A 21,975-nucleotide genomic window follows, 5' to 3' on the forward strand; every position below is an offset into this window, starting at 1 on the left:
CTGAATCCCGAGTAGCCTGGAGCACGTGAAATTCCGGGTGAATCAGCGAGGACCACCTCGTAAGGCTAAATACTCCTGTGTGACCGATAGTGAACCAGTACCGCGAGGGAAAGGTGAAAAGAACCCCGGGAGGGGAGTGAAATAGAACATGAAACCATCAGCTTACAAGCAATGGGAGGCCGATTAAACGGCTAACCGTGTGCCTGTTGAAGAATGAGCCGGCGACTTACAGGCAGTGGCAGGTTAAGGCGAGAATGCCGAAGCCAAAGCGAAAGCGAGTCTGAATAGGGCGATAGTCACTGTTTGTAGACCCGAACCCGGGTGATCTAACCATGTCCAGGATGAAGCTTGGGTAACACCAAGTGGAGGTCCGAACCGACCAATGTTGAAAAATTGGCGGATGAGGTGTGGTTAGGGGTGAAATGCCAATCGAACCCGGAGCTAGCTGGTTCTCCCCGAAATATGTTGAGGCATAGCGGTTGAGATTATAGCTGGGGGGTAAAGCACTGTTTCGGTGCGGGCTGCGAGAGCGGTACCAAATCGAGACAAACTCTGAATACCCAGTGTACACTCAGCCAGTCAGACGGTGGGGGATAAGCTCCATCGTCAAGAGGGAAACAGCCCAGACCACCAGCTAAGGTCCCCAAATTGCCGCTAAGTGGTAAAGGAGGTGGGAGTGCATAGACAACCAGGAGGTTTGCCTAGAAGCAGCCATCCTTAAAAGAGTGCGTAATAGCTCACTGGTCAAGCGCTCCTGCGCCGAAAATGAACGGGACTAAGCGGCATACCGAAGCTGTGGGATATATCTATCGATGTATCGGTAGGGGAGCGTTCCGCAGTAGTTAGAAGCATCAGCGAGAGCAGGTGTGGACGAAACGGAAGTGAGAATGTCGGCTTGAGTAGCGAAAACATTGGTGAGAATCCAATGCCCCGAAACCCTAAGGGTTCCTCCGGAAGGCTCGTCCACGGAGGGTTAGTCAGGACCTAAGGCGAGGCTGAGAAGCGTAGTCGATGGACAACGGGTCAACATTCCCGTACCGCTAAATGTTTGTGAAGGGGGACGGAGAAGGCTAAACCAGCCGGATGATGGTTACCGGTTCAAGCATACGAGGCGATGAGGAGCGGCGAAAACGTTCTGAGCTGAGTTGTGAGTACGAGAGTCTACGGACTCGAAGTGGTTGATGTCAAGCTTCCAAGAAAAGCCCTAAACACGTTAAGCATTTAGTGCCTGTACCCGAAACCGACACAGGTAGGGAGGTTGAGAATACCAAGGGGCGCGAGATAACTCTCTCTAAGGAACTCGGCAAAATGGCCCCGTAACTTCGGGAGAAGGGGTGCCACCGAGAGGTGGTCGCAGTGAAGAGTCCCAGGCGACTGTTTACCAAAAACACAGGTCTCCGCTAAGTCGTAAGACGATGTATGGGGGCTGACGCCTGCCCAGTGCCGGAAGGTTAAGGAAGTTGGTCAGGGAGCAATCCTGAAGCTAGCGACTGAAGCCCCGGTGAACGGCGGCCGTAACTATAACGGTCCTAAGGTAGCGAAATTCCTTGTCGGGTAAGTTCCGACCCGCACGAAAGGCGTAACGATCTGGGAGCTGTCTCGGAGAGAGGCTCGGCGAAATAGGATTGTCTGTGAAGATACGGACTACCTGCACCCGGACAGAAAGACCCTATGAAGCTTTACTGTAGCTTGGTATTGGGTTCGGGCTCTGCTTGCGCAGGATAGGTGGGAGGCTTAGAGACATTCCTTGTGGGGAATGAGGAGCCGCCGGTGAGATACCACTCTGGCAGAGCTAGAATTCTAACTTTGACCCGTAATCCGGGCGAGGGACAGTATCAGGTGGGCAGTTTGACTGGGGCGGTCGCCTCCTAAAAGGTAACGGAGGCGCGCAAAGGTTCCCTCAGGCTGGTTGGAAATCAGCCGAAGAGTGTAAAGGCATAAGGGAGCTTGACTGCGAGAGCTACAACTCGAGCAGGGTGGAAACACGGCCTTAGTGATCCGACGGCGCTGAGTGGAAGGGCCGTCGCTCAACGGATAAAAGTTACTCTAGGGATAACAGGCTGATCTCCCCCAAGAGTTCACATCGACGGGGAGGTTTGGCACCTCGATGTCGGCTCATCGCAACCTGGGGCGGTAGTACGTCCCAAGGGTTGGGCTGTTCGCCCATTAAAGCGGTACGTGAGCTGGGTTCAGAACGTCGTGAGACAGTTCGGTCCATATCCGGTGCAGGCGTAAGAGCATTGAGAGGATTCTTCCTTAGTACGAGAGGACCGGGAAGAACGCACCGCTGGTGTACCTGTTATCGTGCCAACGGTAAACGCAGGGTAGCCAAGTGCGGAGCGGATAACCGCTGAAAGCATCTAAGTGGGAAGCCCACCTCAAGATGAGTGCTCTCACTGGGTCAACCAGGTAAGGTCACGCGAAGAACACGCGTTAATAGGCGTCAGGTGGAAGTGCAGTAATGTATGAAGCTGAGGCGTACTAACAGACCGAGGGCTTGACCTCAACGTAGGTGAATGTGTTTAGCTACACAGATTGAGAGAGCTTGAAGAAGCGAGTTGCTATGCAGTCTTGAGGGTTGAGAGCAGCCCAAAGGGTTTGCTGGTGTCTATAGCGCAGTGGAACCACACTGATCCATCCCGAACTCAGAGGTGAAACGCTGTAGCGGCGAAGATAGTTGGAGGGTAGCCTCCTGCAAAAATAGCTCGATGCCAGCTTATTAATAAGAGGAAGAGGCCTTCTGAAGCGAGTGTGCTTTGGAGGGCCTCTTCCTTTTTTCAATAATGGCTTTTAGGTAGAGAAGGTCTGGGAGACTGTGAGGAGGAGTGAGTGAGGTCTCCCAGCGAGACTGGGTTGTGAGAGCGGTCAACAGGGGCTAGGCGGCGAGCAGGGCCTGTTCCAGGATGCCTTGGAAAAGCATGAGGCCGTCCGTGTTGCCGAGGCGGCTATCGGCGGCTCGTTCTGGATGGGGCATCATGCCAACGACGTTCCCTCTCTCATTGCTTATCCCGGCGATGCTAATGACTCTAAGTACCAACTCGAAGTAGCGGGTTGGTACTTAGAGCTAATAAAGTATTGTGCCTAGATGTTAGTGTGAGGGTTTTGGAAAGGAAGGAAGGTCGATTGCGGCTAAGGATGGAAGATGCTTGGGTGGACGTAGTGGATAAACGATAGGTGCTGGCCAGTTAGGCGACGAGAACTGCTTTGAAGAATTAGAGGGTGCAGTGATTAGCGTCTTAGCAATCTGTGAAGTTAAGGGTTCCTTTGATGAGGTGGAGTGAGAGCTTGAAGAGGTAGTTCCTTGGCCTGATGATTCAGATTTTGTGTTTTCTAGGGTTGCTAGGACTTGCCACAAGACTTCTTCGGCGTCCATGACTTGATTATCTGTTGTAGCTTCGAGAGGGAATGCATCTAGCTCCATGAACCGATCGTCTTCGGATGGAGTTATTTCTGGAGGTGATATTGCTTGCTGGCTAAAGTCTTCAGTCGCAATTTCCTGAGAAAGTATTGGTGCTTCGGCAAAGCTGTTTAGCTCAAGTTGCTTGCTTGAGTGAGTTGTGCTCATCCCTTCAGACGTTGAAGAAGCTCCTGACTCGACTGGAGTGTAAGAGTCAATCTGATTGACGACTGGAAAGTTAGGCTCTGAAGACCATGGCTGTACAGGCTGGGTTTTTGGGATAGGATTTGCTGTTCCCCAAGATGCATGCTGGCGTTTAGGGCTGCTCTGGGGCTCGTAAGAGGGGGATGGAACGTCGAGACACTTCTCAAGCGCTGCTTTGTATTGCAAGGTGTAGCGCTGCTGTCGGTGTAGACGTGACCGGAGGTCACGGCAAGTGTCTTCGGTGTGCATAACTAGATGCACTTGTTCGTTGTAACGCTCTTGGATGAGGGCACACTCGCGCTCTAGCTGCGCAATTCTCTCTTGAGATGTTTCTAGCTGAGTGCTGAGGGTCTCGACCAGAATTTGCTGGCGCTGGGCTGCTTGGTGAGACGCTTCTAGCTCTTGCAGCAAGCGCCCCATTTTCGTGCGGGTGTCCTCGATTTCCTGATTTTGGCGAGTGGCGATTTCTTCTTGAAGATGCGATCGCTCAATTTGGGCATGGAGAGCGCCCTGACAATCTTCCACAGCTTTTTCAAGCTGGGAGACAAGACTCAGCAAGTCACTATTTTGCTCAAGGAGAGTCTGATTTTGCTGGTGCAACTCCGTGGCGATCGCGGCTAGCTGATCCATTTGTTCTTGGGAGGGACCTGCTGGCGCAGCTGCCTCAAGCTCGCTAACGTTGATGACATTTGGGAAGTCGACGGTTTGCCACTCCTCAGCCGAGGAATCGTCGATCGCCTCTGACGGAGAATCGGTATTCATCGCTTGAGATTCATCCCAGGCAGGATCATTGGCCGCTGTTGAATCGGTGGATTGGTCAGACTGATTCTCTGGAGGCTTCACTTCACTCATCACGTTCACCCACAGACGAAAAACTTTCTTAAGGTCTAAGTTGAATTAGGATCAATTGGCAATAGTACAAGTGAACGAAATTTGTCAGGAAGGAAGAGTTTGATTGAGAGCGGGTACCCTAAAGTCGATCGTTTTAATCCTTGTGCTGCCTGGATCAGACCTAATTGCAACTGAGAGAAATTCGAAATCTTTGTCTCAGAATTTGCAGGCAATGCTGAAGATTGCTGTCAGCGCAAGCACAATGAACTAAATTTGCCTGTTCTATTGCCGATGAACCGCACCCTTTGGAATTAGTTAATACAGTAATACACAAAGTTAGATTGCCTGAAAATATTGAGGTAATTTAATCCCCTTGTGCTGAATGCTCTCAGGGTGCAATGACTTTTTGTAGTAGCGCTCGATGGGTGAGGGCTTGGGCGGTGAGGCTTTGGCGCTGCGATGCGCTGAGAGGTGACCCGCTCTGGTAGTGCTGGAGCCACTGCTGGGCAAGGGCTTGGGGGGAGGGGGGAAGGGCGCGTAGATGCCAGCCTGGCAAATTCAGTTCGCTCATGAGGGCGTCTACTTTGGGGTCGTAGCTAATGGCCCAGCAGCGGCACCCTTCGGCGGCAGCCATGATGAGGCCGTGGTAGCGCATGGAAATGGCCATGTCGACGCTTTGAAAGATGCCTTTGAGCTGCTGGGGATGGGAAATTTCTAAAATCTGACTGGGGCCGGAGAGGGCTGGCTGGATGGCTTCGGCGATCGCCCGGTCCTGGACAGGCTGAAAAGGAATTAGCAGGATCGAAGCGCCTGTGTCGGCTTGCAAATGGCCCAAGGCTTGGGCGATCGCCTCAATCAAATTAGGCGTGAGCAGTGGATGGGGGCGCAGACTGACAGCAATGCGAGGCGCTGGCAAAAGCTCGAGATCAGGACTCGGAATCGCCTGTAAAGCCCAGACCGGATCGGGGGCCTGCAAAAAGGGCAGGTGCCAATGGGTGACGAGGTCTGCGGAGCCGCTGTCGCGTACGCTAACGGCAGCGCAAGATCGAAATGCTTGGCGGGCGACCCACCGGGTCAAGGGATGCTTGAGAGGGCCGATGCCCTGGGCCCAGGCGATGGTGCGCAGTCCCATGGCCTGAGCGAGCCCCATGAGGCCAGCATAGTAGAGCGGGCTGACAAGGCTGGTGGCGTCTTGGATCAGGCTGCCGCCGCCCCAGATGAAGAGATCGGACTGGTGCAGAGCTCGCAGGACCGCTTGAGGAGACATGCGATCGCAAGCTGCAACGCCGTAGCGGCTCTGGGTCTCGGCGGGGTTGCCGGAGAGGACAAGGGGCGTGACTGATGCCGGCAGCATCTGCAAAAGGGAAGCGAGCAGCGCTTCGTCACCGCCATTGCCTTTGCCGTAGTAGCCGCAGAGTACTGCCCGCATGTGTGAGGTTGTCCAGGGTGAAATCAAAGCGCACAAAAGGTCCGAGAGCTGCGCCGCGTAGGCGATCGCTCCGTGGGACGACTTCTACTGTAACAAAGAGGCTTGGGAACAAAGCGCCTTGGGGCACAACAAAAGGTGACAGAGTTACCGTATCGGCAGGAAAGAGGCGGTAGCATTAAAACGGTTGCAGATATAGGCCCGCGCATGAACGCTCTTTCCATTCCCACCTGGATCATTCACGTGTCGAGTGTGCTGGAGTGGGCAGCGGCGATCTGGCTCATTTGGACTTATGGAGATGTGAGCGGAAATCGGGCTTGGCGATCGCTGTCTTTTGCTATGCTGCCTGCCCTCGTCAGCGCCATGTGCGCCTGCACTTGGCACTTCTTTGACAACCCGCCCACCCTAGAATGGCTGGTCACGCTCCAGGCCAGCATGACGGTCCTGGGCAACTGCACGCTGATGGCAGCAGCTTGGTGGATTTGGCGATCGCGCAAAGGTGAGACAATCTGAAAACAGCCTGCTGGAAGTCGTAATGTCGAAAGATACTCTGTTTGCGCTGTCTTTATTCCCTTATCTGGGATTTTTGTGGTTTTTGACGCGATCGCGCCAGACACCGCGCTTGGCGCTTCTGGGGTTCTACGGCACGTTGGTATTCGTGGCCATCACGATCCCGGCTGGCATCTATGCAAAGGTGGTCTACGGAAAAGCCCTCGCCAACGTCGATCTTCTCCACGGCGGAGCCGAATTTTTTCTGACCTTGGCCAATATCTTGATTGTCTTGGGATTTCGCCAAGCGATCGTCAGCCAGCGTAACTCCCCGACCTCCTAACCAGGCTTATCCCTTGGTGCCTGAATCCCCTGTCTAGCTCATCCATGCCAATGCTCGCCCAAAAACGCGTTGACCTAGACGGAGACCGAGCAGTTTCTGGCTTTGTCTGCTAAGAAATTTCTGTCTTGCTCTCCGTAAGACTTCACGGCTGGCGGTGCGAGTGTCCCAGGTGTGCACTCTTCCTCCGTAAAGCCCATGAGCTGTTGCCTGAATCCAGAGTGTCAAAATCCCCTCAACCGTGAGGATGCAACCCATTGCCAGTCCTGTGGAACCCCCATGGAAACGCTGCTGCGAGGCCGCTACCGGGTTTTGCAGCCGATTGGTCATGGGGGATTTGGTCGAACTTACCTGATGGTCGATGAGGACCGCCTGAAGGCTCGCTGCGTGCTCAAGCAGTTTTTGCCTCAGGTCAAGGGGACCGGCTCTCACCGTCAAGCCAACCTGGACAAAGCCATTCAGCTGTTTAACCAAGAAGCGGTACGGCTTCACGATTTGGGAGAGCATCCCCAGATTCCAGCGCTGCTGGCCTACTTTGAGCAGGGAAGCCAGCTGTACTTGGTGCAGCAGTTTGTCGAGGGACCGACGCTGCTGCGAGAGCTGCAACAGCGGGGACCCTTTGGAGAAGAGCAGATCGAGGCGTTGCTGCTGGATCTGCTGCCGGTGCTGGAGTTTGTGCACTCTCAGCAGGTGGTGCACCGGGATATCAAGCCGACGAATGTGATTCGCCGCCGCATCGATCGCCGCCTGGTGCTGATTGACTTTGGGCTGGCCAAGCAGCTGTCGGTGACGGATTCGGCGCAAACGGGCACCAAGCTGGGCACAGAAGGCTATTCGCCCATCGAGCAGCTGCGCAGCGGCAAGGCTTTTCCGGCCAGCGATCTCTACAGCTTGGGCGTCACCTGTTTGCATTTGCTGACGGGCATCAAGCCAGATGAACTCTACGACCCAATGCGGGGCTGGATTTGGAAGGAGCGCTTGGCGGAGCGCGGCGTTGGGGTGAGCGATCGCCTGGACCGGGTGCTCACGAAGCTGACCCAGGACCTGGTGAGCAATCGCTATCAGTCGGCGGCTGAGGTGCTTCAAGATCTCAAAAAGCCGGTTGCTCCGGTGACGGCGGTGCCCAGTCCGCCGCCCCGCCCGGCCCCCGCCCCCTCACCGGCGATCTTGGCGACGCCCCGGCGATCGCCCGCATCGGCGCCCATCAGCCAGCCGCCTTCCGGGCCGCCGAGCCGCCGCACCACCAAGCCAGCTCTGACCTGGAGCTGCGTTGGGACGCTCTTGGGCCATGCTTCATGGATTACGGCTCTGGCCATTAGCCCCGATAGCCAGGTGCTGGCCAGCGGCGGCCTAGACGATACGCTGCGGCTCTGGAGTCTGCGCACGGGCAAGCAATTGCAGATGCTGACGAGCCACACCAAACCCATTAATGCGCTGGTGATCAGTCCGGACAATCAGTTTTTGCTCAGCGGCAGCGACGACGACACGATCAAGTGCTGGGATCTGCTGACGGGCAATCTGCTGGGAACGCTGACGGGGCACATGCGCGACGTCAATGCTCTGGCCATCAGTGCCGATTCGAAGTGGCTAGTGAGCGGGAGTGAAGATCGATCGCTCAAGCTGTGGCGCTTGCCGACGGGAGATCTGGTCAAAACCCTGGTGGGAGGCCAGAGCATGATCAAGGCGATCGCCCTGAGCCCCAGCGGCCGCTTGGTCGCCAGCGCCGGACTTGACAACAAAATCAGCCTCTGGGACCTGCAAACCAGCAAACTGCTGACGGTGTTGACCGGGCACTACAACTCGGTGAATGCGGTCGCAATTAGCCCCAATGGGCAGGTCTTGGCCAGCGGCAGCAAAGATCGGACGGTGCGCCTGTGGGAGCTGCCCTCAGGGAAGCCTCTGCATACGCTGTCGGCCCACCTGCGGGACATCAATGCGATCGCCTTTACCCCCGATGGCCACGTGCTGGCTACAGCCAGCAGCGATGAGACCGTCAAGCTCTGGCGCTTGGACAACAACACGCTGCTGGGCACTCTCAGCGGCCACTCTGGCGCGGTCAATGCCCTTGCCTTCAGCGCCGATGGTCAGCTCCTCGCCACCGGCAGCTGGGACAAAACCATCAAGATTTGGCGCCTGACCTTTGGCTAGGCGGGCACGAGGGAAGACGATCGCGCCTGGAATCCGGCGTTGACGAGGGCCTGCACCGTTGCCTCAGAGTCGGTGACGCGGAACTGGGGGCCTAGGCGCACGAGTTGACGGCGGTACTGGTCAGTGATGACGGCCACCACGGGGATTTTGCCGTGCTCTTCGGCTGGCTGCTGGCCCTGCAAGACCTCTCGCAGGCGGTGCTGCTGCTGGATGTCGGCGGCGGTTTTAGGGTCGATTTCGACCATCACCATCTTCACGTCCTCAATGGGTTCGGCGTCCTCGATGATGAACTGGGTTCGGTCGTCGCGCCGATCGACTTTGCCCCAGACCATCAGGCGTGCGTCTGCCAAAATGTGCTGACCAATGCGGGCGTAGGATTTGGGGAAGACGACGGCTTCGGTTTGGCCCGAGAGATCTTCGAGCTGCACGATGGCCATGGGGTCTCCCTTTTTCGTGATGACGGGCTTCACCTCGGCGAGCATGGCGATCGCGCTCACTAGGCCCCGATCGACGTAGTCATCCAGATCGCTGAGGTTGACGGGGGCCAAGACTTTGACCGATCGCTGGACCGACTTGAGCGGGTGATCGGACACGTAGAAGCCCAAAAGCTCTTTTTCGAGGCGCAGGCGCTCTTGGGGGGCGTAGTCGTCGGTGGTCGGCGCTTTGGGGGCGCTCTCAAAAGAGGCGGTTTCTTCGGCGGCACCGCCGCCCAGAAGGTCGAGCAGGTTGCCTTGGCCGCTGGCGCGATCCTTGGCGCGGCTCTGGGCCCAGTCCAAAACGAGGGGCAGGTCTTCGGCGAGCTGACGGCGATTTTGCTTGGGCTCAAGGGGATCGAGGGCGCCGCAGTGAATCAGAGCTTCGAGGGCTCGCCGGTTGACCACGCGGGCATCAATGCGATCGCACAGATCCGCCAGCGACTTAAAAGGGCCGCCGTCTTCCCGAGCGGCCAGCAGACACTCGATCGCCCCCAAGCCGACGTTGCGCACGGCGGACAGACCAAACAAGATGCGATCGCCCACCGGCGTGAAGTCCACCCCAGAGCGGTTAATGTCGGGTGGCTCCACTTCGATGGCCATGCTGACGCAGGTGCTGATGTACTTCTGCACCTTGTCTTGGTCGCCGCTATTGGCCGTGAGCAGCGCGGCCATGTACTCCACGGGATAGTTGGCCTTCAAGAAAGCTGTCTGAAAGGTGACGTACCCGTAGGCCGTGGAGTGGGACTTGTTGAAGCAGTTGGCCGCAATCAGGCCATCGGCCAGCACAAAATTGTGGTCGGCTGCCACGCCGATGTCGTAGACCAACTGCATACCCAGCGATCGCCGGCTAACGATTTTCACCATGACCTTCCCTCTGCCAACCTTGGGGTGCCAACCTTGGGGCACCTGGTGCTATTGTCTCGCGAATATTAGGGACTGGGCGACGAAGATTCTCCCATAGCCCGGAGCTGGGCCTGGATATTCGCCTGGGTTTGCTGCTGCTGGGTTTCGAGGTTGGCGATCGCCGCTGCCAGGCGCTCGCTCTCGTCCTCGATGGTCTGCATCTTGGCGACAAAGCGCGATCGCAGCTCTCCCTCGTCGCCCTCTCGGCCCAGGTTTTGCAGCTTCTGGGTGATCTGCTGCTGCTCTTTCAAAAGGCGATCGCGCTTTTGCGTCTGCTGATCGATTTGGCGCCGCAGATCTTGCTGGGTTTCGTAGAGGCCTACGATGCCTCGAAGCTGCTCAAACAGCACCTGATCGATAAATCGCTCCCGCAGATAGCGCTGCAAAATTTGATGACTCAAATCCCCAACCGCCTCTTGTCGAGAAACGAGGGTGCGCGCACACACCTGAAAGGACTGGGAGCTCCGAGGCGCCACCCGGAGCCGCCAGCGCTGAAACTCTGCGGTGCGCGCAAAGGGCTCAGGGGTATCAAATAGCTCGTAATCTGGCAAAATCCGCTGCTCGATCATCAGCGTGATGGGCTCAGGATTGCGATTTTCGATCTTGTAGGTTGTGGCCCGGATGGCGTACCAGTCATGGATGACGTACTGGCGATCGAGGCGAATGGCCGCCGTCTCCTCGTAGTGATTGGGTGTCTCGGTGATCTTGACGCCTAGATCCACTGCGTAGGGCACAAAAAATTCACCCTCCGCCGGCGTAAAGGTAATCACCGCTTCACCGACGTAGTTGTCGCCTTCGAGGACGGTCACTGGTCCCCGCTCGAGGGTCAGGCCGCTGCGGTTGTGGGCGCTGAGGGTGACAACTGGGTGATCGGCCATTTTTTCGCCGTTGTAGATGTGCTCCCGCCGTCCGGCGATCGCCGCATTTAGGATCGGCACCATGGCGCTTTGCCCGCGCTTGATGGTGACCGGGGCCTGGACGCGATACTCAAACAACTCCCCTTTGGCCACACCGGTGGTCTGGACTTGGGCTGTGTCCGCGAGATTTCGCTGAATAGATTTCCTCGCTGCTGTCGGCTGCGGCTCCGCAAGCAGGTGGGAGCCGCCGAATCCCTCCAGATCGGGGCTCATCATCAGGAGATCATAGTCTGCCTCTGGCAACGCTTCGTCCAATAGCACAGGACCGGGGAGGGTCCGCTCTTCTTCGCCTACTTTGGGCCGCTTGATGAACCGGGGCGTGTACAGGTCATACACAAAGCTGATGGGCTGGCCCGCCACCAGGGTCAGCTCTACGTTCTCGAGATCCTCGTCGAGCTGGTTATTGACAATTCCCCAGCCCTGGAGGTGTAGCTGACCGGTTTCTGCGCTGTCGGCGCGATCGCCCGTGTCCGGGACGTAGACCAAGCGATAGCTGACCCGCCAAGTCGGGGTTGGGGCGACGTAGTTGACCAGGAGCTCCTGGTTGGCCTCGCTCAGCAGCAGGGTGACGCAGCGCTTGTCCGAGCTCGTGCGGCTCAGCTCCAGCACATAGCGCAGGTCATTGCCGCTCTGGGGATCGAGAATATCGACGCCCCGCACTTGCCGGAGGCAGTAGGTCCGCAGGGCGGGACAGCTTTCGGCATCGAGGCCACTGGTGACCAAAGAAACAAGGGTTTCATCCAGAGCGGAGGGGTTTACCTCCGGCGCATCAATGCCGATGAGGGTGCCGGTGAGCGCAAATTCGCCACCCGTGGTGCGCACTCCCTGAATCTCGGAGGTCGAGTCGTTGTGATCCACGAGGTGCAGGCGCACGGCGCGTCCTCGCAGGGCCTTGAGCAGGTCCAGCAGGGTGCTGGAGTCCCTCAACTGAATCGCGGCATTGGCGATCGCGGCGTCTTTTTCCTCCAGGTTTTCGTAGGATATCGTCACCACCTGGGCGCTGCCCTGGGGAAAGGCGGCCAGACTCTTGAGGACATCGTTCATCTCGTCGGGCTTGAAGGTCAGCTCCGCGCGATCGCTGTCCACCAGGCGACCAAACCGCTCAAAGAACCCCACGCCATGCTTGTAGAGGACCATGCGGCGAATCGGTAGGCTTGTCATCGGCTTGTTGTCTCCTGACCAACGGTTGGCAAGAACGCGGCAGATCCCCCAGGCAAGCGCTCGGGCAGGAACGAGCTAGAGCGCGATCGCTGGTACCCGCAGCGCCACCTGTCGTAGCTCCAGTCCCCGCTCAAAGATTTCCGCCAAAGGAAGCATTTCTCCCGTCTCTGTCATGAAGCGGTGATCCGCCGTTGCCCGCAGCCTCCGGCCATCCTCCAGCTCATACTCAACCACTTCTTGCAGCCCGCGATGATGCCACTGAGCCACCGGCTGAGTGTAGACATGGCCCTGCTCATCCACGCTGTAGACCGTACAGTCGAGCTGCTCCTCGACAATCCGCCCGATGGGCAGCGGTCCGTACTCCACCGTCATCACCGGCGTCTCGTAGCTCAGACAGTACTCCGCAAACAGCACCATCTGATCAAACAGCTCCTCCGCCACCTTGGACTTCACGCCGTTCTTGGTCGCCCCGTCCACAAACATTTGGCGGTGCTTCTGCATCTCGGAGACTTTCTTTTTGCCCATGGCGCGGCGCAGCAGGTCCGCCTGACCCAGGGAATAGCCCGCCATTTCCTGGGCGATCTTCATGATCTGCTCTTGGTAGACCATGATGCCGTAGGTCTCGTTGAGAATCGGCTCCAAAATCGGGTCTTGGTAGTCGATCTGCTCGCGCCCGTGCTTGCGGTTGATGAACTTGGGAATCAGGCCCGCGTCCAGAGGACCCGGTCGGTAAAGGGCCAAAATCGACGAAATATCTTCTAGGTTCGACGGCTTGAGGTCGCGGACGATCTGGCGCATGCCGGTGGACTCCACCTGGAAGACGCCCTCGAGTTTCCCGTCGGCAAACAGCTTGTAGGTCGCGGGGTCGTCCATGGGCAGATCATCGGGGTCGATCGTCCGCTGTTTGGTTTCCTTGATCAGCTCGACGGTCTTTTGGATCATCGTCAGGTTCTTGAGCCCCAGGAAGTCCATCTTTAGGAGGCCCATCGCTTCGATGTCCTCCATGAAGTACTGGGTGATGACGGAGCCGTCGTTGTTGCGCTGGAGAGGCACGATTTCGTCGAGGGGATCGGCGGAGATCACGACTCCGGCCGCGTGCACCCCAAAGGTTTTGTTGGTGCCCTCGATCCGCATGGCCATGTCGATCCAGCGGCGGTAGGTGACGGTGGTGTTGGGGACGGTTTCGTCTTTTTGGTATCTGTCGCGAAAGTCCGGGGCGGGCGTGTCCTCGGAGATCATGACCTTCAGCTTGGCGGGCTTGCCTCGGGCCACGGGGATCAGCTTGGCCATGCGATCGGATTCGCCGTAGGGGATGTCCAGCACCCGCGCGACGTCCTTGAGCACGGCCTTGGAGGTCATGCGGTTGAAGGTGATGATCTGGGCGACGCGGTCTTCGCCGTACTTGCGGGTGACGTAGTCGATGACTTCTTCGCGCCGCTCGATGCAGAAGTCGGTGTCAATATCGGGCATCGACTTCCGTTCTGGATTAAGGAAGCGCTCGAAGAGGAGACCGTGGTGTACGGGGTCGATGTTGGTGATGCCGAGGGCGTAGGCGACGAGGGATCCGGCGGCGCTGCCGCGACCGGGACCGACGGGGATGCTGTGGTCGCGGGCGAATTTGATGTAGTCCCAGACGACCAAAAAGTAGCCGGAAAAGCCCATCTGGTGCATCATCTGGAGCTCGTACTCTAGGCGATCGCGGTATTCGGGCTCGACGTCGCTGTAGCTGGGGCAGCCTCGCCGCTGGACGAGGCCTTGGCGGGTGACTTCTTCGAGGTAGGTGGCGGTGGTGTGGCCGGGAGGAACCGGATAGTCGGGAATCCGAGGTTCGCCCAGGATGTTGTAGTCTTCGATTTTGCTGGCGACTTCGAGGGTGTTGGCGATCGCCGCGTCCACGATGTCCTGGGGCAGGTGATCGCGAAACAGGCAGCGCATCTCGTCCGCCGACTTGAGATATTCGGTGCCGGTGTAGCGCAGGCGCTTGTCTTCGCTGATCAGCTTGCCTGTCTGGATGCACAGCAAGGCGTCGTGGGCCTCGACGTCGTAGCACGAGATGAAGTGAGAATCGTTGGTAACGACGATCTTGATGTCGAGTTCTTGAGAAATTCGGACGATTTCGGGATTGACGATCCGCTCCTCTTGCAGACCGTGGTCCTGAATTTCGAGATAGTAGTCATCGCCGAATAGGTCTTTGTACCACTGAGCGACGCGGCGGGCCACGTCGGGGCGGCCCTGCATGATGGCCTGGGGAATTTCGCCGCCGAGACAGGCGCTGGTGACGATCAGCCCCTCGTGGTACTGGGCCAAGAGATCTTTGTTGACGCAGGGGCGCGAAAAAATGCCCTTACCCTGGACGCCTTTGAGGTGGGAAACGGTGGTCAGCTTCACCAGGTTTTTGTAGCCCTGCTTGTTTTTGGCTAGGACAACTTGGTGGTAGCGGGGCCGCCGCTCCTGCTTCTCGATGTCGCCGTTGATGACGTACATCTCATTGCCGATGATGGGCCGAATGTTCTTGCCCTTGGTGACCTTCAGCAGCTCGACTGCGCCGTACATGACGCCGTGGTCGGTGAGGGCGATCGCCGGCATCCCGAGGTCGATCGCGCGATCGATCAGGTCAGGCAGCTGACTGGCGCCGTCTAGCAGGCTGTAGTCACTGTGGATGTGCAGGCCAACAAAGGACATGGCAGGGGAGCCCATCATCGAAAGATGACTTTAGCCTAGCGGATTCGGTTGGGTCCTATCTAGGGCGTCTCGGAGCGCGAACCTGGGGTCCGGCGGTCGGTGGGCGATCGCCCCCAAAGTCCGTAATTTTTCGGAGAAAATCAGCCACTTTGGCATCCTGATGCCCGCCTGCCATCCGCGAGAATAGAAAAGAGCCCAAATCTTGCCTTGATAAATCCGCAAAATCCCTTAACGATACGATCAGGCAATATCAGTTCACGTCGCTCCACTGCCCCCACACTTCGAGGTCAAGATGAACTGGAGAAAAGGGAAAACTCCGCCCGCCTTTGAGAATGCCGAGATCTCCATTTACCTGACCGAAGAGGGCCTGCGGATTCGGCGTAAGCAGAGCTGGCAGAGGCCGCTGGGGGTTGGGCTGGCCCTCGCGGGAGTGGCCGCCGCGACGGCGATCGCCGTGGGAGGGCTGGGGTTCTGGCGCGCCGCCGATCCGCGATCGCCCGCGTCCGAGGACTTTCGGCTGGCCGTGAACAAGGCCATGAGCGCGGCCCAGCTTACCCAGGCGGCCCGCTCCCGCGAGGAGTGGGAAACCGTGGCGGTGTGGTGGCAAGATGCCGGGGACCTCATGGACGAGGTGCCGACCCGCCACCCGCAGTACGCCCTCGCCCAGGCCAAGGTGCAGGAGTACCAGCGCAACCGCAACTACGCCCGCCGCAAAGCCGCCGACCAGCCCCTCGCCACCGAACCCACGACCCAGCTGTGGACCCTCGGGACGACGCGGGACACCCTGCTGCGCATCCAGGGGACGCCCACGCGCATTGTTCGCTACGACTCCCTGTGCAAAGAAGTTTTTTATTACAAGAGCAGCAAAGTCGATCTCCGCAACGGCTACATCACTGGCTACGACGATCTGGATAATAATTTGCTCGTCGCCGATGGCGGTCATCCGCCCAAATACCAGAGTTCCGGAGATTTTTGGACCCTCGGCTCCAGCCGGGAGGAAGTGCTCAAAGTGCAGGGCACGCCCACCCAGCTGGTCCAGGATGACGCCCTACGCAGCGAGCTGCTCTACTACGACAACAGCTTGGTGGAGCTCCAGCACGGCGTGGTGACCAGCTACCGCAACTTTGACCAAAACCTGAAGGTCGTGGTGGCGGTACCCGTGGCGGGGCGGCCCGTCCCCGATTTTTGGACGCTGGATTCTCCCCGAGAGGAGATTTTGCGGGTGCAGGGCACGCCGACCCAGGTGCTGCAAAACGATGCGCTGTGCCAGGAAACGGTCTACTACAACAACAGCAGCATCCAGTTCAAAAATGGCGCCATCGTGGGCTACGACAATCTGAGCCGCAACCTCAAGATTCGCTAGGAGGCGGGGCAGCGACCGCGGGCGATCGCCCCAGAATTCCCCAAATCACGCCCACGCCCAGCCCGAGAACCTGCATCCAGTAGGCCGTGTCAACGGGGTTGGTGTTGCCCAGGTCACCCAAGCGCCCCAGACCATAAAAAATCTGCTGGACAAACCACCACAGGCCAAAGAACCAGGCCGGTAGCTGCACCGGAATAAAAGCCACAATCAGCGGCAGCAATGCATCAATGCGGGCTGATGCAAACCAGACGCCATAGATGCCCAAAATCGCGGCGATCGCCCCATTTGCGCCAATAAAGAGACTGTCTGGGGACTGATTAAATGCCACTTGGCCCAAGCTCGTCACCCAGCCCCCCAGGAGGTACAGGCCCAAAAAGCGCCCCGGACCAAGCTGCTCCTCCACACTGGGACCAAAAACCATCAAAAACAGCAGATTTCCCAATAATTGGCTAAAACTGGCGTGTAAAAACAGCGTGGTCACGCCCTGCAAGAGGCTAAAAACCAGCGCTACGCCTATGGCAGGATTGGGCGATCGCCCCAGATCGGCCCAGATTCCCTGAATCGGTGCGGGCTGTAGGCCCCAGGTCTCGAGGAAGGGGCGCAGCTGGCCAGTCACTTCGAGGCGCAGTTCGTGGCCAAAAAAGGCGATCGCGACCCCCGCCAAGGCCCAGGTCATCCAGGGCGTGCGGCGATGGGGCAAATTGTCGCGCAGGGGAATCATGGTCGTTGTTGCTTCACGGCTTCACTCTAGCCCAGGTCGCGAAACAGAGCGGCCAAAACAGTATTGGAAAACAGAAAGCCGTCGGGCTGGGTCAGCCGCAGGCGATCGCCCGAAGTGGGCGACGGGGCGCTGTCCCAGGCAACCCAGCCCTCCTGTTCGTAGGGCGCGAGGGTTTGGTGAATGGACGTCAACACCGCCGGACCGAAGCGCTGGGCGATCGCCCCTGCATCCACGCCCTCGGCCAGCCGCAGCCCCAGCATTAGGGTGTCGAGGAGGCGGTCTGTCTCGCTGGGGGCCGGGTTCTCCGGATCGGCGATCGCCCCCTGAGGGTCGGCTTCGTAGCGATCGATCCAGGCAAAATACTCGCTGCGCGTCCGGGGCCGCGTGAACCGCTGGCCGTCCAGGCAGCTCGCGGCGCCCATTCCGAAGCCGTAGAACGGCTGATTTTCCCAATAGACGCGGTTGTGGCGGCACTGGTAGCCCGGACGCGCATAGTTCGAAACCTCGTAGTGCTCGTACCCCGCCGCCTTCAACACCTGATCGGCTAGGCGATACATCTGGGCCGTCATTTCGTCCGAGGGCAGCGGGCGATCGCCCGGTTCGTAGCGCTTGCCGAAGGGCGTCATCGGCTCGACGATCAGGTCGTAGCACGAGAGGTGCTCAGGCCCCAGGGCGATCGCCTTCTCCAGGGATGCCTGCCAGTCGCTCAGCTGCTGATGGGGCAACCCCGAAATTAGATCCAGGCTCAGGTTGCGCACCTCCGCCCCGCGCACCAGGTCCACGGCTCGATAAATATCCTCGACGGTGTGAGTGCGGCCCGCCGCCTGGAGCAGTGTCGGCTGGAAAGCCTGCACCCCCAGGCTGATCCGGCTGACGCCCGCGCGGCAATAGCCCGCCACATGGTGCGCCTCGAAGGTGCCTGGGTCCATTTCGATGGAGATTTCGGCGGCCGCTGCGAGGCCAAAGTGCTGATCGAGGGTCGCTAAAATCTGGCTGAGCTGCTCCACTGAGAGCAAAGACGGCGTGCCGCCCCCGAAGAAAACCGTCTGTAGCGATCGCCCCGAGGCTGGCGTGGCCCGAATCTCGCGCTGGAGCTGCTCCACGTAGGCCGCGATCGCCCTCGACGTCTCGCCCCGTCGGCGATCGCCCACCACCGACACTGGAAAATCGCAGTAGTAGCAGCGCCGACGGCAAAACGGAATGTGAACATAGGCCGCCGCTGGCAAGGCAGTTTCCGCCATGATGGTAATTTCCCGAAGAGCCTGTGAAACCGGCACGGTGCAGCCCTGAGACGGGGCTGTCTCTAGCCTAGCGAATCGGCCTGCTCTTCTCGAAGCGTCCCAGCCCCAGCGCCCAAACCATGGATTTTCGTGTCAAGAAACCTTGAACTCAGGTTCGGTTCTCCCCCTCCTAGGGCGCAAAAAGCATCCCTAACCCGAGAGATATAATGGGGCAAGCTTACACCGTTGTAAAAACCGCATCCGCTGGCCATAGCCGCCGCGATCGCCGGATTGAGCCACGATTTTGCTAAACAGTTGCGCGTTCCCTCAGCCAACCCTGAGCAATCAGCCTAGGGAGCACGTTTATATACGGGCCTTACATTATGCTCGATGCAATCATCATCCTTTCATTCATCTTCGCAGGAGCAGGCATAGGCTTCTTTGGCATTGAACTGCTGCCCGTCACGGTCTTGGACCAAGTGTCCAACCTCGAAGGGCTGCGCTCCGTTACGGGCGGCTTTTCGGCCCTCATCGGCGGTGTGATCGGTTTGATGGTGCAGACAGCCTACCGCCGCATCGAAGCCCAGATTCGAAGCCTACCAGTGGACCTGCTGCTGAGCCGCTCTGTGGGCTTGGTGTTGGGCCTGCTGATTGCCAACCTCACCCTCGCGCCGGTCTTTTTGCTGCCGATTCCCTGGGAGTTTGCCTTCATCAAGCCCATGGCGGCGGTGTTGGGCAGTGCGCTGTTTGGCTTTACCGGGGTGACCCTGGCGGATACCCACGGACGGGCCTTGTTGCGGCTGATCAACCCCAACTCCGTCGAGACGATGCTGGTGGCAGAAGGAACGCTGAAGCCTGCGGCCACGAAGATTTTGGATACGAGCTGCATCATTGACGGCCGCATCGAGGAGCTGCTCAATACGGGCTTTTTGGAAGGCCAGATTTTGGTGCCCCAGTTTGTGCTGCAAGAGCTCCAGCAGCTCGCCGACGCCTCCAATGACCAAAAGCGGGTGCGGGGTCGGCGCGGCCTGGACATCTTGAACCAAATCAAAGCCAATCACCCCAACCGGATTGTGATTCATTCGGCGGACTATGACGACGTGGTGACGGTGGACGCCAAGCTGGTGCGCCTGTCCCAGGAGCTGAATGCCACGCTGATCACGAACGACTACAACCTGAATAAGGTTGCCAGCCTCCAGCGCATTGTGGTGCTGAACGTCAATGATTTGGCCCAGGCCATCCGACCGGCCTACATTCCCGGCGACAATCTGGCGATTCGGATCCTCAAGGAAGGCAAAGAGCCAGATCAGGGCGTGGGCTACCTCGATGACGGCACCATGGTGGTGGTCGAGGATGGCGGCGAATATATCGGCGCTGGAGAGCTGCGAGTGGTGGTGACCGGATCGCTGCAAACCTCGGCGGGCCGGATGATTTTCGCCCGTCCCCAGACGTCGATCGTGGCCTGATGGGAATGGTGCGCGTCCGAACGAAGGCGTGCGATTGCTGTCAGGAGGCGTCACTGGTGCTGTACCGCGTGCAGTATGACGCCTCGGGGCTGTGGCGCTTTGTGTGCGATCGCTGCTATCGGAGCGTCAGCCACCAGAACCCCCACTACGTCTACGGCGGCACCTGGAAGGCCCGAAAACGCTAGGCCCTAGGGCTGCAAAATTGTTTTGGAAACGATGCGAGTTTTCTTGCGATCGGCCTCAGAGAGGTCTTCGCCAGACTGGAGGCGGGTCGCGTTGACTTGCAGGACCGTCGCGCCGGTGCGATCGCCCATTTGCAGGGCGGTCTGAGCCGCGCTCTGGAGCATCGTCGCAGCGCCGGTGCGATCGCCCTGGCGAAGGCGGTCTTCGGCGATCTGGGTTTGGCGATACTTGGCCAGAGCCAAAATATGGGGCTGCACCGCCGGATCGATGCTGGGCTGGTAGTCAGTAACCACCGTGGCTTCGACGTTCAAGAGCTCGGAGAGCACCTGATTTTGGCCCGTGGCGGGGTCGTCGTAGCGCACCCGCACCTGGGCGATCGGCTGGCGGCCCAGGGGCAGCTGATGAATGTACAAGTTCGCCAGCACGACTCGAGGCACTGAAACCATCAGATCGCCCAGGCGAACGGCGATCGCCTCTGGCCCAGACTGGGGAGTGAGCTCGATGGTGTCTGGGGCGACCTGGGCAATGGGCTTGAGCTCGGCGAGGCGCACGCCCTCGGCCAGCGTCAGCAGCAGATGGGCATTGGTGAGGCCCACGGTCTGAATGCGGTTGAAGAGATTGGCAAAAGCTGGCAGAACCGCGTCGAGGCGCTCAATGTAGGCCAGCGCTCCGCCCCCTGCGTCTGCGATGCGCTCTAGGACATCCTGATTCCAGTGATGGCCGAAGCCCAGGGTGTTGAGGGTGAGGTTGTAGCTGGTGGCTAGCTGGGCGAGCTTGAGACAGCGATCGTTGTCGCCGTGCTCGTTTTCGCCGTCCGTGAGCAAAAAGGCCTGGGAAACGCAGTCTCCGCGGCTCTTGGCCAGCTCTTCGATACCCAGCCGCAGGCCTTCATCAATGGCGGTACCGCCGTCGGCATAGAGGCCGTCGATCTGTTCGCGCAGGCTGGTCAGGTCGCCCACGGGCTGATTGGGGACGAGGACTTTGGCCTTGTGGTCAAAGGCGATGACGGACAGGCGATCGCGCGGGGAAAGGCGCTCGATGATCTGAAGCGCAGCCTGTTTGACGAAGTCGAGGGGCTGACCCTGCATGGAGCCGCTGTGATCGAGGATCAGGCAAAGATTGAGAGGAAGCGCAGCGGCGGCGGGGGTGGCGATCGCGGAGATCGACAGGGAGAGCTGACGTTGGCTGACAGCCTGCCCAGCATCTAGCTGAGCATCACTGAGAGCGGCTTGGAGACCAACTTTCATGGATTTTGGGAGGGGTAGGTCGTGATGGGAGACCAGAGCCGAGGTCAAAGAAGCGACCTGATACTTCCTATAGTTTGCTTCTTCTTGGAGAGGGGTGCCAATTTCGGAAAAAGCCAATTTTCGGAAATAATAGGTTTTGGCCCTAGTGAAGCTGCGGCTGCTAGGGCAAGGACTGACAGATCCTGATCTTGCAAGATTTTGTCGGATGCGGGCGATCGCGCTCCTTGCGGGCGCAACGGGCGAACCTGATTGAGAATTAATGGTGTAACTGGGCTTCTATGCAGATTCGAATTGGGAACGGCTACGATATCCATCGCTTGGTGCGCGATCGCCCGCTGGTTTTGGGAGGGGTGACGATTCCCCACGAGCTGGGTTTGCTGGGCCACAGTGATGCTGATGCCCTGACCCACGCCATCATGGATGCCATGCTGGGCGCTTTGAGCTTAGGCGATATTGGCCACTATTTCCCGCCGTCCGACCCAAAGTGGGCGGGAGCTGACAGCCTAGAGCTGCTGCGCCAAGTGAACGGCCTGATTCGCGATCGCGGCTGGCAGGTGAGCAATATCGATTCGGTGATCGTGGCGGAACGGCCCAAAATCAAGCCCCACATCGACGCAATGCGCGATCGCCTGGCGGCAGTGCTAGAAGTCGAGCCGGATCAGGTCGGTATCAAAGCCACCACCAACGAGAAGCTTGGCCCCGAGGGGCGAGAAGAGGGAATTGCGGCCCATGCAGTGGCCCTGCTGGTGCGGGGATAATTGCTGTTTGCTGAAGGCGAAGCGTGGGGGATTGGCTGCAAGC

At 58.7% G+C, this 21,975-nt stretch carries 15 protein-coding genes, 2 rRNA genes and 1 pseudogene (1 of these 18 running past the window's edge); 9 read left to right on the plus strand and 9 right to left on the minus strand.

All coding sequences use genetic code 11. The annotated features are described in order from the left end of the window. Positions 1-2,505, plus strand: a 23S ribosomal RNA gene (locus GEI7407_RS01850) (it extends 380 nt beyond the left edge of the window). 95 nt (positions 2,506-2,600) lie between these two features. Beyond that, positions 2,601-2,717, plus strand: a 5S ribosomal RNA gene (gene rrf, locus GEI7407_RS01855). A gap of 158 nt (positions 2,718-2,875) precedes the next feature. On the opposite strand, the pseudogene GEI7407_RS19835 reads toward rrf, so the two are convergent. From GEI7407_RS19835 to csaB, 3 genes and pseudogenes are all read right to left on the minus strand, one after another. Then, positions 2,876-3,019, minus strand: a pseudogene (locus tag GEI7407_RS19835) (phosphoribosylformylglycinamidine synthase I); the annotation flags it as partial. A 69-nt stretch (positions 3,020-3,088) separates the two neighbouring features. After that, positions 3,089-4,453: a hypothetical protein gene (locus GEI7407_RS20880; protein ID WP_015170424.1), complete on the minus strand. Its 1,365-nt coding sequence runs from the start codon at positions 4,451-4,453 to the stop codon at positions 3,089-3,091. A gap of 367 nt (positions 4,454-4,820) precedes the next feature. Continuing rightward, positions 4,821-5,861, minus strand: a complete 1,041-nt coding sequence (csaB, locus tag GEI7407_RS01865) for a polysaccharide pyruvyl transferase CsaB (RefSeq protein ID WP_015170425.1) — start codon at positions 5,859-5,861, stop codon at positions 4,821-4,823. A gap of 204 nt (positions 5,862-6,065) precedes the next feature. Between csaB and GEI7407_RS01870 the strand changes: the two genes are divergently transcribed. The 3 genes from GEI7407_RS01870 to GEI7407_RS01880 all read left to right on the plus strand — a co-directional run bounded on the left by GEI7407_RS01870 (position 6,066) and on the right by GEI7407_RS01880 (position 8,835). Continuing rightward, positions 6,066-6,371 carry a DUF2499 domain-containing protein gene (locus GEI7407_RS01870; RefSeq protein ID WP_015170426.1) on the plus strand — a complete coding sequence of 102 codons (306 nt, stop codon included), beginning with the start codon at positions 6,066-6,068 and terminating at the stop codon, positions 6,369-6,371. A 22-nt stretch (positions 6,372-6,393) separates the two neighbouring features. Continuing rightward, positions 6,394-6,690 carry a DUF3593 domain-containing protein gene (locus tag GEI7407_RS01875; RefSeq protein WP_015170427.1) on the plus strand — a complete coding sequence of 99 codons (297 nt, stop codon included), beginning with the start codon at positions 6,394-6,396 and terminating at the stop codon, positions 6,688-6,690. Positions 6,691-6,885: 195 nt separating this feature from the next. Beyond that, positions 6,886-8,835: a serine/threonine-protein kinase gene (locus GEI7407_RS01880; protein WP_015170428.1), complete on the plus strand. Its 1,950-nt coding sequence runs from the start codon at positions 6,886-6,888 to the stop codon at positions 8,833-8,835. Here GEI7407_RS01880 and GEI7407_RS01885 read toward each other — a convergent pair. The 3 genes from GEI7407_RS01885 to GEI7407_RS01895 all read right to left on the minus strand — a co-directional run bounded on the left by GEI7407_RS01885 (position 8,832) and on the right by GEI7407_RS01895 (position 14,974). Then, positions 8,832-10,175 (minus strand): OB-fold nucleic acid binding domain-containing protein, encoded by a 1,344-nt coding sequence (locus GEI7407_RS01885; RefSeq protein WP_015170429.1) that lies wholly within the window; start codon positions 10,173-10,175, stop codon positions 8,832-8,834. The genes GEI7407_RS01880 and GEI7407_RS01885 overlap by 4 nt on opposite strands. Positions 10,176-10,240: 65 nt before the next feature. Beyond that, the gene (locus GEI7407_RS01890) at positions 10,241-12,292 is read right to left on the minus strand and encodes a hypothetical protein (RefSeq protein ID WP_015170430.1); all 2,052 of its coding nucleotides are present in this window, start codon (positions 12,290-12,292) and stop codon (positions 10,241-10,243) included. A gap of 75 nt (positions 12,293-12,367) precedes the next feature. Next, positions 12,368-14,974 carry a trans-splicing intein-formed DNA polymerase III subunit alpha N-terminal partner DnaE-N gene (locus GEI7407_RS01895; protein WP_015170431.1) on the minus strand — a complete coding sequence of 869 codons (2,607 nt, stop codon included), beginning with the start codon at positions 14,972-14,974 and terminating at the stop codon, positions 12,368-12,370. Positions 14,975-15,266: 292 nt separating this feature from the next. Between GEI7407_RS01895 and GEI7407_RS01900 the strand changes: the two genes are divergently transcribed. Further along, positions 15,267-16,337, plus strand: coding sequence for a hypothetical protein (locus GEI7407_RS01900; protein WP_015170432.1), 1,071 nt, complete (start codon positions 15,267-15,269; stop codon positions 16,335-16,337). On the opposite strand, the gene GEI7407_RS01905 is transcribed toward GEI7407_RS01900, so the two are convergent. Beyond that, positions 16,324-17,058 carry a rhomboid family intramembrane serine protease gene (locus GEI7407_RS01905; protein WP_015170433.1) on the minus strand — a complete coding sequence of 245 codons (735 nt, stop codon included), beginning with the start codon at positions 17,056-17,058 and terminating at the stop codon, positions 16,324-16,326. The two genes, GEI7407_RS01900 and GEI7407_RS01905, sit on opposite strands and share 14 nt — an antisense overlap. A gap of 26 nt (positions 17,059-17,084) precedes the next feature. Further along, positions 17,085-18,299, minus strand: coding sequence for a radical SAM family heme chaperone HemW (gene hemW, locus GEI7407_RS01910; RefSeq protein ID WP_015170434.1), 1,215 nt, complete (start codon positions 18,297-18,299; stop codon positions 17,085-17,087). A 362-nt stretch (positions 18,300-18,661) separates the two neighbouring features. On the opposite strand from hemW, the gene GEI7407_RS01915 reads away from it, so the two are divergent. Together GEI7407_RS01915 and GEI7407_RS21755 are read left to right on the plus strand one after the other, a co-directional pair. Continuing rightward, positions 18,662-19,744, plus strand: coding sequence for a PIN/TRAM domain-containing protein (locus GEI7407_RS01915; protein WP_015170435.1), 1,083 nt, complete (start codon positions 18,662-18,664; stop codon positions 19,742-19,744). A gap of 56 nt (positions 19,745-19,800) precedes the next feature. Beyond that, entirely contained in the window at positions 19,801-19,929 is a 129-nt protein-coding gene (locus GEI7407_RS21755) for a hypothetical protein (RefSeq protein ID WP_255347601.1), read from the plus strand. A gap of 3 nt (positions 19,930-19,932) precedes the next feature. On the opposite strand, the gene GEI7407_RS01925 is transcribed toward GEI7407_RS21755, so the two are convergent. Next, on the minus strand, positions 19,933-21,174 hold the full coding sequence (locus GEI7407_RS01925) for a VWA domain-containing protein (protein WP_015170437.1): 1,242 nt from the start codon (positions 21,172-21,174) through the stop codon (positions 19,933-19,935). Positions 21,175-21,452: 278 nt separating this feature from the next. On the opposite strand from GEI7407_RS01925, the gene ispF reads away from it, so the two are divergent. Further along, the gene (gene ispF / locus GEI7407_RS01930; protein WP_015170438.1) at positions 21,453-21,932 is read left to right on the plus strand and encodes a 2-C-methyl-D-erythritol 2,4-cyclodiphosphate synthase; all 480 of its coding nucleotides are present in this window, start codon (positions 21,453-21,455) and stop codon (positions 21,930-21,932) included. The last annotated feature ends 43 nt before the right edge of the window (positions 21,933-21,975 follow it).

The organism is Geitlerinema sp. PCC 7407 (genome assembly GCF_000317045.1).
In the GTDB taxonomy this organism is placed as follows: domain Bacteria; phylum Cyanobacteriota; class Cyanobacteriia; order PCC-7407; family PCC-7407; genus PCC-7407.

Bases quoted from the DNA above. Each gene is read 5' to 3' on its own strand.
- GEI7407_RS20880 (WP_015170424.1), bottom strand. From the start codon at position 4,453: ATGAGTGAAGTGAAGCCTCCAGAGAATCAGTCTGACCAATCCACCGAT.
- csaB (WP_015170425.1), bottom strand. From the start codon at position 5,861: ATGCGGGCAGTACTCTGCGGCTACTACGGCAAAGGCAATGGCGGTGAC.
- GEI7407_RS01870 (WP_015170426.1), top strand. From the start codon at position 6,066: ATGAACGCTCTTTCCATTCCCACCTGGATCATTCACGTGTCGAGTGTG.
- GEI7407_RS01875 (WP_015170427.1), top strand. From the start codon at position 6,394: ATGTCGAAAGATACTCTGTTTGCGCTGTCTTTATTCCCTTATCTGGGA.
- GEI7407_RS01880 (WP_015170428.1), top strand. From the start codon at position 6,886: ATGAGCTGTTGCCTGAATCCAGAGTGTCAAAATCCCCTCAACCGTGAG.
- GEI7407_RS01885 (WP_015170429.1), bottom strand. From the start codon at position 10,175: ATGGTGAAAATCGTTAGCCGGCGATCGCTGGGTATGCAGTTGGTCTAC.
- GEI7407_RS01890 (WP_015170430.1), bottom strand. From the start codon at position 12,292: ATGACAAGCCTACCGATTCGCCGCATGGTCCTCTACAAGCATGGCGTG.
- GEI7407_RS01895 (WP_015170431.1), bottom strand. From the start codon at position 14,974: ATGTCCTTTGTTGGCCTGCACATCCACAGTGACTACAGCCTGCTAGAC.
- GEI7407_RS01900 (WP_015170432.1), top strand. From the start codon at position 15,267: ATGAACTGGAGAAAAGGGAAAACTCCGCCCGCCTTTGAGAATGCCGAG.
- GEI7407_RS01905 (WP_015170433.1), bottom strand. From the start codon at position 17,058: ATGATTCCCCTGCGCGACAATTTGCCCCATCGCCGCACGCCCTGGATG.
- hemW (WP_015170434.1), bottom strand. From the start codon at position 18,299: ATGGCGGAAACTGCCTTGCCAGCGGCGGCCTATGTTCACATTCCGTTT.
- GEI7407_RS01915 (WP_015170435.1), top strand. From the start codon at position 18,662: ATGCTCGATGCAATCATCATCCTTTCATTCATCTTCGCAGGAGCAGGC.
- GEI7407_RS01925 (WP_015170437.1), bottom strand. From the start codon at position 21,174: ATGAAAGTTGGTCTCCAAGCCGCTCTCAGTGATGCTCAGCTAGATGCT.
- ispF (WP_015170438.1), top strand. From the start codon at position 21,453: ATGCAGATTCGAATTGGGAACGGCTACGATATCCATCGCTTGGTGCGC.